The organism is Phyllobacterium sp. SL163 (genome assembly GCF_049896885.1).
Classification (GTDB): domain Bacteria; phylum Pseudomonadota; class Alphaproteobacteria; order Rhizobiales; family Rhizobiaceae; genus Phyllobacterium; species Phyllobacterium calauticae.
This window is the reverse complement of sequence record NZ_JAFCVE010000006.1, coordinates 250,398-263,770: the sequence shown is the minus strand read 5'-3', so window position 1 is coordinate 263,770 and position 13,373 is coordinate 250,398. Positions and strand designations below refer to the sequence as shown.

At 60.7% G+C, this 13,373-nt stretch carries 9 protein-coding genes; 3 read left to right on the top strand and 6 right to left on the bottom strand.

From position 1 onward, the window contains the following. Positions 1-18: 18 nt before the first annotated feature. The 3 genes from ACP7B1_RS15360 to ACP7B1_RS15350 form a co-directional block, all read right to left on the bottom strand. Positions 19-1,329 (bottom strand): AAA-associated domain-containing protein, encoded by a 1,311-nt coding sequence (locus tag ACP7B1_RS15360; protein ID WP_403184483.1) that lies wholly within the window; start codon positions 1,327-1,329, stop codon positions 19-21. A 30-nt stretch (positions 1,330-1,359) separates the two neighbouring features. Then, positions 1,360-3,093: an ABC transporter permease gene (locus ACP7B1_RS15355; RefSeq protein WP_346306449.1), complete on the bottom strand. Its 1,734-nt coding sequence runs from the start codon at positions 3,091-3,093 to the stop codon at positions 1,360-1,362. A 173-nt stretch (positions 3,094-3,266) separates the two neighbouring features. Next, complete coding sequence (locus ACP7B1_RS15350; RefSeq protein ID WP_346306450.1) at positions 3,267-3,632, bottom strand: hypothetical protein; 366 nt, start codon at positions 3,630-3,632, stop codon at positions 3,267-3,269. Positions 3,633-3,941: 309 nt separating this feature from the next. On the opposite strand from ACP7B1_RS15350, the gene ACP7B1_RS15345 reads away from it, so the two are divergent. Together ACP7B1_RS15345 and ACP7B1_RS15340 are read left to right on the top strand one after the other, a co-directional pair. After that, on the top strand, positions 3,942-5,267 hold the full coding sequence (locus tag ACP7B1_RS15345) for a S41 family peptidase (RefSeq protein ID WP_223615230.1): 1,326 nt from the start codon (positions 3,942-3,944) through the stop codon (positions 5,265-5,267). Positions 5,268-5,373: 106 nt separating this feature from the next. Next, entirely contained in the window at positions 5,374-5,934 is a 561-nt protein-coding gene (locus tag ACP7B1_RS15340) for a DedA family protein (RefSeq protein WP_223615229.1), read from the top strand. Between the two features lie 42 nt (positions 5,935-5,976). Here the strand turns inward: ACP7B1_RS15340 and ACP7B1_RS15335 are convergent, their stop codons facing one another. The 3 genes from ACP7B1_RS15335 to ACP7B1_RS15325 form a co-directional block, all read right to left on the bottom strand. After that, positions 5,977-7,164 (bottom strand): DUF1501 domain-containing protein, encoded by a 1,188-nt coding sequence (locus tag ACP7B1_RS15335; protein ID WP_346307960.1) that lies wholly within the window; start codon positions 7,162-7,164, stop codon positions 5,977-5,979. 30 nt (positions 7,165-7,194) lie between these two features. Next, positions 7,195-8,730 (bottom strand): DUF1800 domain-containing protein, encoded by a 1,536-nt coding sequence (locus tag ACP7B1_RS15330; protein WP_346307928.1) that lies wholly within the window; start codon positions 8,728-8,730, stop codon positions 7,195-7,197. A gap of 66 nt (positions 8,731-8,796) precedes the next feature. Then, positions 8,797-11,061, bottom strand: coding sequence for a caspase family protein (locus ACP7B1_RS15325; protein WP_346307929.1), 2,265 nt, complete (start codon positions 11,059-11,061; stop codon positions 8,797-8,799). Between the two features lie 527 nt (positions 11,062-11,588). Between ACP7B1_RS15325 and ACP7B1_RS15320 the strand changes: the two genes are divergently transcribed. Beyond that, positions 11,589-13,361: an adenylate/guanylate cyclase domain-containing protein gene (locus tag ACP7B1_RS15320; protein ID WP_346307930.1), complete on the top strand. Its 1,773-nt coding sequence runs from the start codon at positions 11,589-11,591 to the stop codon at positions 13,359-13,361. Positions 13,362-13,373: the final 12 nt, after the last annotated feature.

The following is a 13,373-nucleotide window of genomic DNA, read 5'->3' as shown; positions in this document are numbered from 1 at the left end:
TCTTCCGCGGCTCAGCCCTTACTGAGGGTTTTCCAGGCTGAAAAGCTCGGCCTGCTCGTCATAGGCAAACAGCTCGGCATAGCGCGCCCAGGACACCACGGTCTTCAATGTCTCATCCGCATAGTCTTCGCTCATGAAGTCTTCCAGCTCGTTGCGGAAACGGGCTGCCGGAGCCGTATGCGTCGGCCGCTCGTCGAGCACGCGTCTGATAAGGCCGATGAGCGGAACATAGGTGACGAGGTGTTCCGCGAAAACCTTCTTGCGGGCATCGGTGTCGAGATGGGCGAACCGCATGCCGGCGTCGGTCAGGACGAGGTCGCCCTCGTTCAGATGGGCAAAACGCAGGAGCTGCAGGGCTTCGCCGAGATGAAACAGCTCGTCGGCCTCCATCTGCAGCGTACCGGCAAGAACTGGCAGGTCGGCGCGCCCGTTATACGGTTCGCCCGCCAGAGACTCCATAAGGCCAGCCAGGATATTGGTCGAAACCGGATTCAAAATCATGCCCATTCCCGTACCCGGAATACCTTCCACGGATGGCAGGCGAGGTTCGGTACGCTGGGTCATGCGGGCATAGATATTGTCGACCAGCTGCCGGAAGACCGGATCGAGGCGATTGCGCGGATGGGGAAGATCGACCCTGAGTTCCTGCGCGACCCGTCCGGGATTGGAGGAGAAAATCAGGATACGGTCGCACATCAGCACTGCTTCTTCGATGTTGTGAGTGACGATCAGCACCGATTTGATCGGCAGACGCCCTTCGATCCACAGGTCGATCATGTCGGTGCGCAGGGTCTCCGCGGTGAGGACATCAAGAGCCGAGAAGGGTTCGTCCATCAGCAGCAGGTCGGGATGCACCACCAGTGCCCGGGCGAAACCGACGCGCTGGCGCATGCCGCCGGACAGTTCCTTGGGATAGGCGTTTTCGAACCCGTCCAGGCCGATGAGATCGATTGCCGCAAGCGCCCGCTTGCGCCGTTCCGCCCGGTCGACATCCTGCGCTTCAAGACCAAGTTCCACGTTCTGGAGGACTGTCAGCCAGGGAAAAAGCGCAAAGGACTGGAACACCATGGAAATGCCGAGGGGCGGCCCCTGGATGACGGAGCCGCGGCACTTTGCTTCGCCTGAGGACGGCGCGATCAGGCCGGCGATGATCCGCAGCAGCGTCGACTTTCCCGAGCCGGAGCGGCCGAGCAGCCCGACGATTTCGCCCTCCCTGATGTTCAGGTCGACATCGTCGAGCACCATGACATCATTGCCGCTGCCTTTTTTGAAGGACCGGGAAACATTGCGGATGTCGACGAGCAGGTTTCTGTCAGCTTGATCAAGCATTGAACATTCCTTTGATCCGATAATCCGGCACTAGCCGAGACGAAGGCGCCGCTCGCCAAAGGCGTAGAGCGGGCGCCAGAACAGGCGATTGAACAGCGTTACAAAGATGCACATGACGGCGATGCCAAGCACGACACGCGGGAAATCGCCCGCCGTGGTGGCATTGGCGATGTATGATCCAAGCCCCGGTGTCGTCAGCTGCGTGTCACCCCAGCTGGCCACTTCGGCAACGATGCTGGCATTCCACGCTCCGCCGGAGGCCGTGATCGCGCCGGTGATGTAATAGGGAAAAATGCCGGGGAGAATGACCTTGAACCACCAGCGCCAGCCACGGAGATGAAAGCTGTTCGCCGCTTCCTTGAGATCGCTGGGAAAGGCGCTGGCCCCAGCAATGACATTGAAGAGAATGTACCACTGCGTGCCTAGGATCATCAGCGGGCTGAGCCAGATATTGGCGTTGAGACCGAAATGCACGATCAGCACGACAAAGGCCGGGAATGCGATGTTGGCGGGAAACGCCGCCAGAAACTGGGCCAGCGGCTGGACTTTCTGTGCCAGTTTTGGCCGCAGTCCGATCCACACCCCAACAGGCACCCAGACAAGTGTCGCGAGTATCATCAGAACGGTCACCCTCAACAGGGTGATGAACCCGTTGCCGACGGCGGTCGCCACATCGGACCAGGCAATATTGGCCTTGAGATAGATGATGCTGATATAGGCCGCATAGCCTGCGGCAACAACAATGAAGGCAAGCCAGAGCCGGTCGAGAAGGCGTGACGTCGCGGGCTTTGCGTCGCCCGAGCCGAATGTCGGCAGCGCCGGCAAACGCAGGTTCCAGACCAGACGGGAAAGAAAGGCGACCGGGGCTGCGAGCAGGCGTGTGATCCGGGCCCGGCGAAACAGGTCCAGCATCCAGGAGCTTGGAACCGTTTCCGATGAGGTTGTTTCAAAACGGAACTTGTCGGCCCAGGCCACGAGCGGCCGGAACAGGAACTGATCGTAGAGCAGGATGACGGCGAGCATCGCCATCGTGGCATAGAAGATTGCCATGATGTTCTGCTCCTTGATGGCCAGCGCAACGTAGGAGCCAACCCCTGGCAGGGTAACGGTGGTGTCGCCGACGGTGATCGCCTCCGACGCCACGACGAAGAACCAGCCTCCCGACATCGACATCATGGTGTTCCAGACAAGACCGGGCATCGCAAACGGAACGTCCAGCCGCCAGAACCGCTGCCAGCCCGTCAGGTGGAAGCTCTGCGTTGCCTCCTCCAGGTCTTTCGGCTCGTTGCGCATGGATTGATACATGCTGAACGTCATGTTCCAGGCCTGGCTGGTGAAGATGGCAAACACGGATGCCAGCTCGGCGCCAAGGACGCTGCCCGGAAACAGGTTGAGGAAGAAGGTGACGGTGAAGGTCAGGAAGCCGAGGATCGGCACGGACTGGAGAATATCGAGAATGGGAACCAGCACCATCTCGGCACGGCGGCTCTTGGCGGCGGCTGCGGCATAGATGAACGTGAAGACGAGCGACAGGGCAATGGCCAGGAGCATGCGCAGCATGGTGCGGAGCGCGTAAACCGGCAGATTGGATGGATCGAGGGAAAGCGGGGCTGCTTCAAGTGTCGACAGCGGAACCGTGGTCACGCGGGCACCGTAGGCGATCAGCACGATGGCGCCGATCACCAAAAGCAAAGCCATCAGGTCCCACATGCTCAGCCACATCGAGCGGCCGATGGCAGGCGGTGTATACTTTTGAAACGCCATAAGCCGAGCCCCTAATGGCTTGAATGCAATGAATAAAGGACGCTATTCGCGGTACTCTGCCATCGTTGCCGACGCATTTGCAAGGGACTTAAGAAGGACGATCATGACAGTGTCATGACGGAAGATGGGCCGCGGAAAAAATTGCGCGGATCGCCGGATTGGCTGCGGCTGTTTCACCCGTGGCGACGCAGTTGCCAGCGCACAATTCCCATGCCAATCCGGTTGAGTTTCCCGATAACCCGCCACAGGGATCGGGCACGCCGCTTCGCCAGGCGGCCGGTGGCCAGCCGGGGCAGCGCGAACCAGATGAGGCGCAGGGAACACCAGTTCAATATGGCAACCAGATGCGCGCAGGCTCTGACCTCCGTGGAGCGCAGGCACGCCTGCAGCCTCCGCTGAAGAGGAAGACCGGACGGGGCATGCGGGTTACGGATTTGGCGATGCGCCTTCTGGATTCGCGCGAGCTCCTGCGCTGTGTTCAGGCGCAGTTGGCGGCGCTTTGCCAGGATATGGTCCAATTCACTGCTGCTGTTCTGCATCGCGCACCGCTCTGCAACCGGAATTTGCGCGCCGTTCGTCGTTCGAGGGCGTCAATGCGCGGCTGCCGTTTGACAATCTGGTGTCAATCTGCATCCTCCAGTGGCTATAGGAGCAAGCGAAATATGTTGCGCCCGGGCCAAAAAAGCCATGCGAACGGCTCTTGTATAATTTACCGGAAGCGGCAGTGTAGCATTATGGATCACAGTATGTGTCGGTCATATTCTGGTCGTGTTAATCCTGCCTTGGTTGGCATATAATTATCCTGTTACCACGTTTTGGGGTAGGCAGATTTTCTGGAAGGAATGCAAATGGTACGCAGGTTAACGCTTCTCATGGCCGGAGCCCTGATGGGTGCAACGGCAATGGTGGCTGTGCAGGGCGGGCTGCATATAACCGCCGCGGAAGCTGCGGGCACTGACACATACAAGCAGTTGTCGCTTTTCGGCGAAGTCTTCGAGCGGGTGCGCAATCAGTATGTCACGCCGCCCGATGACCAGAAGCTGATCGAAAGCGCCATCAATGGCATGCTGACGTCGCTCGACCCGCATTCGTCCTACATGAACGCCGAACAGGCGAAGGAAATGTCGGTGCAGACCAAGGGTGAGTTTGGCGGCCTTGGCATTGAAGTCACCATGGAAAACCAGCTGTTGAAGGTGATCACGCCAACGGAAGATGGCCCCGCGTTCAAGGCGGGTGTTCTTGCCGGCGATTATATCTCGCAGATCGACGGAACCGATGTCCGCGGCCTGTCGCTGAACGACGCGGTCGACAAGATGCGCGGCGATGTCAACACCCCCATCGAGCTGACGCTGATCCGTCAGGGTGCCGACAAGCCGATCAAGCTGACCGTCGTGCGCGACGTGGTCAAGGTGAAGGCCGTCAAGTACCGCGTCGAGAACGATGTCGGTTATGTCAGGGTGATTTCCTTCACCGAACAGACCTTTGAAGACCTGCAAAAGGCGATCAAGGACATCCAGAGCAAGGTTCCCGCCGACAAGCTCAAGGGCTTCGTGCTCGATCTTCGCCTCAATCCGGGTGGTCTGCTGGACCAGGCGGTTGCCGTCTCCGATGCCTTCCTCGACAAGGGCGAGATCGTCTCGACCCGCGCCCGCGACCCGCAGGACATCACCCGCTTCGATGCCCGTCCGGGCGATCTGATCAACGGCAAGCCGATGATCGTCATGATCAATGGCGGTTCCGCCAGTGCGGCTGAAATCGTCGCCGGTGCGCTGCAGGATCAACGCCGGGCGACGGTGCTGGGCACGCGGTCCTTCGGCAAGGGCTCGGTGCAGACGATCATCCCGCTGGGCGAGAACGGCGCACTGCGGCTGACGACGGCGCTGTATTACACCCCGGCCGGCAAATCGATCCAGGGCAAGGGCATCGTGCCGGATATCGCGGTCGAACAGCCGCTGCCGGACGATCTGAAGGGCCGGGCCGAACCGATGAGCGAATCCAGCCTGAAGGGCCATATCAAGGGCGTTCAGGAGGATGCGGAAGGATCGGGCTCGATTGCCTATGTCCCGCCGGATCCGAAGGACGACCTGCAGCTGATCGAAGCCCTGAAGCTGCTGCGCGGCGAACAGGCCAATGCCGCATTCCCGGCAGATCCGACGAAAGGCTTTTCCAAGTAACCGGAAAGCCGGAGACCATCATGAAAGGGACGGGCCCGTCCGGTCTGTCCCTTTCGGTTGCCGGCCATTCTGCAACCACCACGATTTCTCATTCTCATCAGGCACAATGGATCTTTCCAATATTATCGAAGCCACGATTTCCTTCACGCGGGAGCACGAAAAATGGGCGCCTGTCATCGTCTTTGCGCTCGGCTTGGTTGAATCCCTGGCCTTGCTCTCCCTGCTTGTTCCCTCCACGATCATCCTTCTGGGTATCGGCGGCCTGTTCGGGGCGAGCGGGCTTCCCTTCTGGCCGCTGCTTGTTTCCGGCGGCATCGGTGCATGCGTGGGCTATACGCTCTCCTATTGGGTGGGGCGGCACTTTCACGAACCCATCTTGAGAAACTGGCCATTTTCCCGTTATCCGGCCATGGTCGAGCGGTCCGAGCGGTTTTTCGAGCGATATGGTGTCTTCAGCGTTTTTCTCGGCCATTTCTTCGGTCCGGTTCGCGCTGTCATTCCGGTTGTCGCCGGGGTGGCCGGCATGACGGAGTTCCGGTTCCAGCTGGCCAATATTCCGTCGGGTTTCCTCTGGGCGTTTCTCGTCATCGCTCCGGGCTATTTCTCCACCCAGTCCGACCAGATGAAACCATTCTGGGACTCAGTTAAAAGCCTGGCCGGAAGCTGAGTCTACGCAGACATCAGCATCGGCGATCCGTTTCTTGCGCTTTCATATCAAGGCAAGGTCACGGGGCTGCACGGCGGCAAAGACGCGGTGCAGTCCGGTCTGGTCCAGGCCATACATGAGCTGGAACAGTCCGCCGAGCAGGGAGCGGTAATCGGTCAGAACGGGATAGTCGCGGTTCTGGAAAAGATGGGCCTGGTCGACCGCGATCTGCTCACCGGCGATGCGGCCGCCCTTGATGCCGCCGCCCAGAACCCAGTAGACGCTGCCATGGCCGTGATCCGTGCCGCGATTGCCGTTCTCGCGAAACGTGCGGCCGAATTCGGAGAGGACCACCACGACGGTATCCTGCCATTGCGGGCCGATCTCTTCGGCAAATCCGGCAATTCCCCGGCCAAGCTCGCTCAGCCTGTCGGCGAGATAGCCGTTCGCCGCCCCCTGGTTGACATGGGTGTCCCAGCCGCCGACATCGACGAAACCCAGGTTGAACTGCTCGCGCATGAGACGGCCGATCCGGCGTGCGGACAGTTCGAACCCCTTGGCGGAGACGGCGCCGCGGCTGGCTTCCATCATGTGATCGGTGATCGCGTGATAGACATCATCGCGGACGCGAAAGCCTTCCCGTACGGACCCCTCCAATGATTTCCCGTCATACATGGCGCTGATGAGACTCGCCTGGCGGCTGTCGATGCCCGGTTTGCCCACGCTGTTGATCGCGATATTGGGGACCGGCTCTCCGCCCTGGAAGGTGAGCGGCATCTGGTCGGTGAAGGAGATCGGCCGCACGCGTGTCAGGGCGCCGGCGAGGCGCGCCATGAAGCCGGACCGGTAATCCCGCGTGCCGTTGACGTCCTGTCCGAGCTCGATGGTGTCCTGGGTTTCAAAGTGGCTGCGGGTGAGGTCGTCCGTACCGGCGAACGGAATGAAGGCGGCCTGCCCTTTCTGATAGAAGGGGAGGATCGTCTCCTTCAGAGCCGGGTGCAGGCCCCAATTGACGTCGAGGGAAAGCGCCGAGGCGGCATTGGCCGCGTCCGGACGGGCGATGGCGAGGTTCGGCCGCGACGCATAGTAGAAATCACTGCTGACCGGGATCACCACATTGGCGGCATCATAGGCGCCGCGCAGGAACACCACGAGCAAGCGTGCGTCGGTTTTGGGTGCCGCCCAGACACGCCCGGCAACCGTCATGGAGGTCAGGGCTGCCAGTCCACCAATGAGATCACGGCGATTGATATGCATGATCGTCTCCTCGTCGGGTTGCTGTTACTGCATGAATTCGGGTGAGGACAGGAACAGCGTGTTCCAGTCCTGCGGTGAAATCGCCTTGTCCAGGGCGGTCTGCGTGGGCGCTGAAAGCTTCAGATGCAGGCTTGAGAAATACAGCCCGTTCTCGATGAGCGGGAATGCCGGCTGATCCACCGCATCGGGCGTTGCCGCCTTGAAAAGCCCGGCGGAATTGGACCCGATCTGGTGGGCAATCTCAAAGCGCGTCATCATCGCCCCCGATCCGTTCCACGCCGTCGACATCATGGAATAACCATCGGGGGTCTGGTGGTTATAGAGGCCTTCCGCCAGGCGGTTCAGCCAGTTCTGCACGGGCGCGCTGTTGACGATGACTTTCGTGTCATAGGCAAGACGGATGGCGGAAAGAACATACCGGACAGGATCCTTGAAATGCCCGCCAAGCGAGGCCGTAAATTCCGGGGAATGGAACAGCGTGTCGAGGACGCTCGCGATATTGCCATCCGTCCGCATGAAGGTCTGCGCCATCCGGTCAACCAGGGCTGGCGGGGGGACATCGGCGACAAAATAGGTGGCGAGCTGCCGGGATACATGCTGGGCCGTTGTCGGCTGTTTGCATAGAATATCGAGCGCTTCTTCAACTTCGGCAAAGCCGCGCCCTTTGATCGTCCGCCCCAGGAAAACCTTGTCGCCGAAATCATGGCGCGCCGGATTGAATTCAAACAAACCATCGCGCACGAGCAGCGGTTGCAGGTCCGGTTTCAGCTTGGGATTGTCCGGTTTGAGATCGATCCCGACACCGGTGAGGATGCGCGCCAGTTCCTCGACATCCTTCTGCGTATAGCCGGAGCCGACACCCATAGTGTGCAGCTCCATGATTTCCCGGGCGTAATTCTCGTTGATATGGCCAACGGCGTTGTCGGCATTGTCGAGGTAGCGGATCATGGCGGGGTGACGCAGCGTCGCCTCCAGCAGATCGTGAAACCGGCCGAGCGCGTGCGCGCGGATGGCCTTGTTCTCGTAATCGCCGAGAAGGATGCGCAGATTGGCCTTGTATTGATGCACGTTGAAATGATTGAACCAGAACCACGTCATCCGTTCGCGCAGCTGATCGGGTGAATAGAGCGCCCGCAACAGGCTGGCGGTTGCAGCCTGCCGGGCCATGTCGCTCATGCCATCCTGAAAAGCCTTTTGCGCAATGGCTTTCTGGTCGGGATCGGCCGTCTGGTTGGCGGCGCGCGCCTGTGCGTCGAAGTCCGTGGCAAGATCGAAGGCGGATTTCTGGCTGACTGGCAGGGCATCGATCTGTGTCCGGACCGCCGCCGGTAGCGCGTCGGACGCGGGATGGAGTTGCATTTGCAGCCATTTTTCCCGGCCAAGCGTGTGATAGGCCGCCATCGTCGATGGATTGACACCCCACGTTATCGCATCGACCAGCGCAAGATCGCGCACGATCTGCGCCGCAGGGTTGTCAGCGGCCGGTGCTGCCGCCGCGTGGAGCGGGCTAAGCAGGACCAGCCCGCAGATTGTAAATCTTGCTATTCGACCCCTGTGCATGCTCTCACTCCGCCGAAGAAAGGTTGGGTGCATCGCAACGGCGTTTCCCGTTGCAGATGCCGGTGCTCATTTGGGGCAGGCGGGCTGATCCTGGCCGCCGCACTCTTTCTTCATGCCGGGCTTTTGCGGCGCATGTGGCTGGGGCCTTCCGGCTGGCGGCCTTGCCTCGACCTGTCGTCGCGGCTGCGCTTGCATATGCGCTTGCGGCACGGGACTGGACGGCCTGCTCACCTGCGCATTGACCCGTGCCTGGTTCTGCGGCTGGGCCCTTTGAACCGGCGGGCGGGGAGCGGCGTGATCGCGCGGACGCGGGCTGGCATTCAGTTTTGCAACCGCCGGTGGAATGGTCCGGGGTTGAGGATTGGGCGCAGCCTTGTGTCTGGCCTGTGCGGCAACAGCGGGCTGGCGGTTGACAGTAGCCGGCAAGGCATTTTTCCCGGCTTTGTTCTGGCCGGTCGATACCGCAGCTTTCCCGGGGGCAAGCGGTGCGGCAGTGCTCGGAGCAGCCGGGAGGGCGTGCCCCGGCAATGGCGGCTTGACCGCTGCGGCGTTGGCTTTTCCGGGTGTTTTCGTCACAGCCTGCGGGGCTGGTGTCTGCACCGGTGCCGGGTTTTGCAGCGCGGGTTTGCCGTTGATGAGGGGCAGGCGGCTGCCGTTGGTTCCGGGGAGCGAATGGCTGTCCTGCGGTTTGATGGCCGCGGGTACCGGGCCCGGCGCGGCGGGTTTGGCGGGTGCGACGGGATTTTGCTTTGGCATGACTGCCGCCTTCTTCTGCACCGATGGCGGCAGGGCAACGTGCAGGGCGGCCGCTGCGGCTCCCACCGCAACAGCGGCACCGGCCACTTTCGCGCCGGTGCTCAGGCCAGGGCTGGGGGCAGCCGCAGGTTCCTGCACGATCGTCGTGCTGTTGTTGATCACCGTGTTATGAATATTGTTGAAGATGACATTGTTTTCAGGCGGTGCAATGTCACGCGCCGGGCGGACCCACTCGGCCACCGGTACGAACGCAGGCACCGGCAGAACATAGAGATCGACAGGTGGGGGCGGGGGTGCCAGCACGATGAAATCGGGCGGTGGTGGCGGCAGGAAGATCACTGGCGGCGGTGGCGGCGGCGCAAAGTCGAATTCAGGATCATCGAAATACAGGACCGGCCGGTCGACATAGATGATTTCCGTTTCAGGTGGCGGCGGCACGTCGTAGGCAATCACCGTGAAGGATGCGGGCGGCTCCAGCGCGGCTTCAAAATGGTCAAGTCTCCGGCGGGCATCCCAGCCGTGCGGACCATGCGGATAGCGGCGCAGATATGACCAATAGGCTTCCGGCGTGTCGGCGACCCAGGTTTGGCGCCATGTGATCGCCTCACGCCGGGCAGCGACAATGGCCCGCACACGCTTGGCCATTGGGTCGCTGGGGTAAACGGCAAGAAAATCCTCGTATCCGCGCAGCGTATCGCGATCGAGCGCGGCGAGATAGGCGTCGCGGGCGTCGAAATCGCGAATGGCCTTGGTCCGCATCGCACCGCCCTGAAGCGCGGAGACTTGCTGTGCCGGCGCATCGGGGCCTTTGTCGAAGAAAAGGAACGGCGTACGGAATTTCGAGGCATTCCAGGGCAGTTCCCCGCCCTTGGTCGCATCGCTCACCCGCAGGCGCGTGCGATCAAACACGTCATCAAGCCGCAGCCCGCCGACACGGATCATCTCGGCAAGGGCGTGCGCATAGGCGCCGTAGGGACCGGTCTCTGGTGGAGCGACGGTCCCGGGCGCGGCATTGAAGCCGATCAGGACATTGGGATCGGGATCGACAATGGCCAGTCCCCCTGCCAGCGGCTGATCCGATCGGACGAATGGGTTGGTCCGGGCCGCGTCGAGCACCATGATGGTGCCCTTGTTCTGCAGTGCTGCGAGCGATTTGGTGAAATCGGAGACCCGTATGGCTTCGACGGGAACATCGGTTGCGCGCGTCATTTTCGCATCGACACCGGCAAAATAGTTTTCACCTTCATACTGCAGGCCATACCCGGCGAGATAAACGAAGATGACGGTGTCGGGCCCCGACGCCGTTGCCTTGTCGAGAAAATCCCGGAAGGTATGGCGCAACGAATCCTGATCGAGATCCCTCGCTCCGACCACATCAAATCCTGCGGCCTGCAATGTTTGTGCAATCAGGCCGGCATCGTTGGCGGGTGTCGGCAGCGGACCGGTTTGATAGGCCGAATTGCCGATGACGAGAGCGATTCTCTTCTCTAATGGCGCCTGGGCTTGGGCCAGGCCGGGAATGGATAGGGAGCCGAGCACCAGAAATACAGCAAGACATGTCCGGATTATTCGCATCTCGATCACCTCATTGCAAAGCACGCACGTGCAGCAGGATTATGGTGTGCTTTGAAAGCGGCACGTAAAAATCGTGCTCCACGATTCCGGCAAAATCGTGGGATCGGCGCTTTAAATCTGCTTTGATCGATGCATTCGAAATTGCTGAATATAATCAATGTGGCATGGTTGAAGGGAGGCCATCTCCGCCGGGAATTGCCGCGGCGGAATACGCAATAAAACACCGGTCTGTTGCCAGACCGGTGCCTTTGATCGTTGAAAAAGATCTTGGTCATTGGAAAAGAGTGCATCTGAAGACCAAAGCCCTCGGAAGATACTCTAGCCATTTAAATCGATTTGAAAATTGGTAGTTCCACCTAGAGAGCGAAGCCATCGACGGGATTGCGGCTCAGGCAGATTGCTCTGCCTTTCCTTGCCACCGCCGCGGTGGCGACTTGCCGATCGCATTTTGATCACCTGTTTCACATGGACTTGGCTGGCATAGACTCATAAAGTCGGTTGCAGAGCCATTCAGATGGGGAGCAGTGTTGGCTATCGACCGCGTTGCACGCAAACTGGTTGCCATTCTGGCAATCGATATGGTCAGTTATTCGCGCCATATGGAAACCGACGAGGCTGCCACGATAGCGCGCATGCGCGTTCATCGTCAGCAGCTGATCGATCCGGTTCTGCGGGAACACAATGGACGCATCGTCAAGACGACGGGCGACGGGCTGCTTGTCGAATTCGGCAGCGTTGTCGACGCGGTCGAAAGTGCGGTTCTGATCCAGCGCGGCGTGGCGGACGCCGAAGCGGAAATGCCGCGGGAACACCGCATTCAGTATCGTGCAGGCATCAACATAGGCGATATCGTCATTGACGGTGATGATATCTTTGGCGACGGCGTCAATATCGCCGCAAGGATGGAAGCCTTGGCTGAACCGGGTGGAATCTCGATCACCGCGAATGTGTTTGAACAGGTCGCTGGCAAAGTGGCCTTTACCTTTGAAGATCTTGGCGAGCGGCAGGTCAAGAACATCAGGAAGCGCATACGCGTCTACCGGGTCGTGCTGGAGATCATGGCGGGTGCCAAACGCCCCCGATCCGATGCGCCATCGGCCGACGGTGTCGCCAAGCCGGCCATAGCCGTCCTGCCGTTCCAGGATATGAGTGCCGACAAGGACCAGGAGTATTTTGCCGACGGTATCGCCGAAGACATCATTACGGGTCTGGCGCGCAACCAGGCATTCTTCGTCATCGCCCGCAATTCATCCTTTACCTACAGGGGCGGTGCCGTTGACATAAAGCAGGTCGCCGGGGAACTCGGCGTGCGCTATGTGCTGGAAGGCAGCGTGCGGCGCAGCGGGCCCCGGGTCCGGATCACCGCGCAGCTGATCGACGCGGCGACCGGCAATCACATCTGGGCCGAGCAGTTCGACCGGCAGATGGATGACATCTTCGCTGTCCAGGACGACATCACGGCAAGCATTGTCGGCGTGGTGACGCCCGAACTCATCGGCGCGGAGATGAAGCGGGCTCGCCGGAAAGACCCCGCCAACCTCAGCGCGTGGGATTATGTCATGCGAGCGAACTGGCATGCCTGGCGCTGGACAAGGGAAGACAGCGCGGCAGCCAAGGATTTTGCCCTGAAGGCAATAGCCCTTGATCCGAACCTGGCGCGGCCACGGGTGGTGCATGCCATGTGCGATATCATCGACGTGCTGTACGCTTGGAGCCCCAATCCGCCGCAGGCCATGAACGAAGCCCACGAGATGGCGCGCGTCGCGGTTGAACTGGATGAGCGGGATGCCGAAGCGCATACGATCCTCGGTTCGGTCGCCCTGTTCATGCGGCGGTTCGACGATGCCCGGCGATGCCTGGAAACGGCCATCGATATCAATCCCAATCTGGCGTTCGCACGCATGTGGGGCGGCGGATATTATGCGCTGGCCGGTGAAAGCGGCAATGCACGCGAAACCCTGAAGATGGCCATACGGCTCAGCCCGCGCGACCCGGCCAATTACTGGACCTTCGCATTTTTTGGCATGGCCGAGTTTGCCGACGGGCTTTATGACGCTGCGGCGGAGTGGGCGCGCAAGGCGCTGCATCTCAATCCCAATTTTCCGACCGGTCACAGGGTTCTTCTGGCGGCACTCGGTGAGATGGGCAATGCAGACGCGACGCGTGCCGCGCTTGACCGCCTTCTCCATGTCGCCCCGGGGACCAGCATTGCCACGACCCGTGCCGGCGTTCCCTGGCGAAACCCCGAGCATTTGCAGCGCTATCTCGATGCGCTGCGCAAGGCAGGGCTGCCGGAGTGATGCGGCAACCCT

What these genes read in the sequence shown, in the direction of transcription:
- ACP7B1_RS15360 (WP_403184483.1), bottom strand. Translation starts at nt 1,329, where the DNA reads ATGCTTGATCAAGCTGACAGAAACCTGCTCGTCGACATCCGCAATGTT.
- ACP7B1_RS15355 (WP_346306449.1), bottom strand. Translation starts at nt 3,093, where the DNA reads ATGGCGTTTCAAAAGTATACACCGCCTGCCATCGGCCGCTCGATGTGG.
- ACP7B1_RS15350 (WP_346306450.1), bottom strand. Translation starts at nt 3,632, where the DNA reads ATGCAGAACAGCAGCAGTGAATTGGACCATATCCTGGCAAAGCGCCGC.
- ACP7B1_RS15345 (WP_223615230.1), top strand. Translation starts at nt 3,942, where the DNA reads ATGGTACGCAGGTTAACGCTTCTCATGGCCGGAGCCCTGATGGGTGCA.
- ACP7B1_RS15340 (WP_223615229.1), top strand. Translation starts at nt 5,374, where the DNA reads ATGGATCTTTCCAATATTATCGAAGCCACGATTTCCTTCACGCGGGAG.
- ACP7B1_RS15330 (WP_346307928.1), bottom strand. Translation starts at nt 8,730, where the DNA reads ATGCACAGGGGTCGAATAGCAAGATTTACAATCTGCGGGCTGGTCCTG.
- ACP7B1_RS15325 (WP_346307929.1), bottom strand. Translation starts at nt 11,061, where the DNA reads ATGCGAATAATCCGGACATGTCTTGCTGTATTTCTGGTGCTCGGCTCC.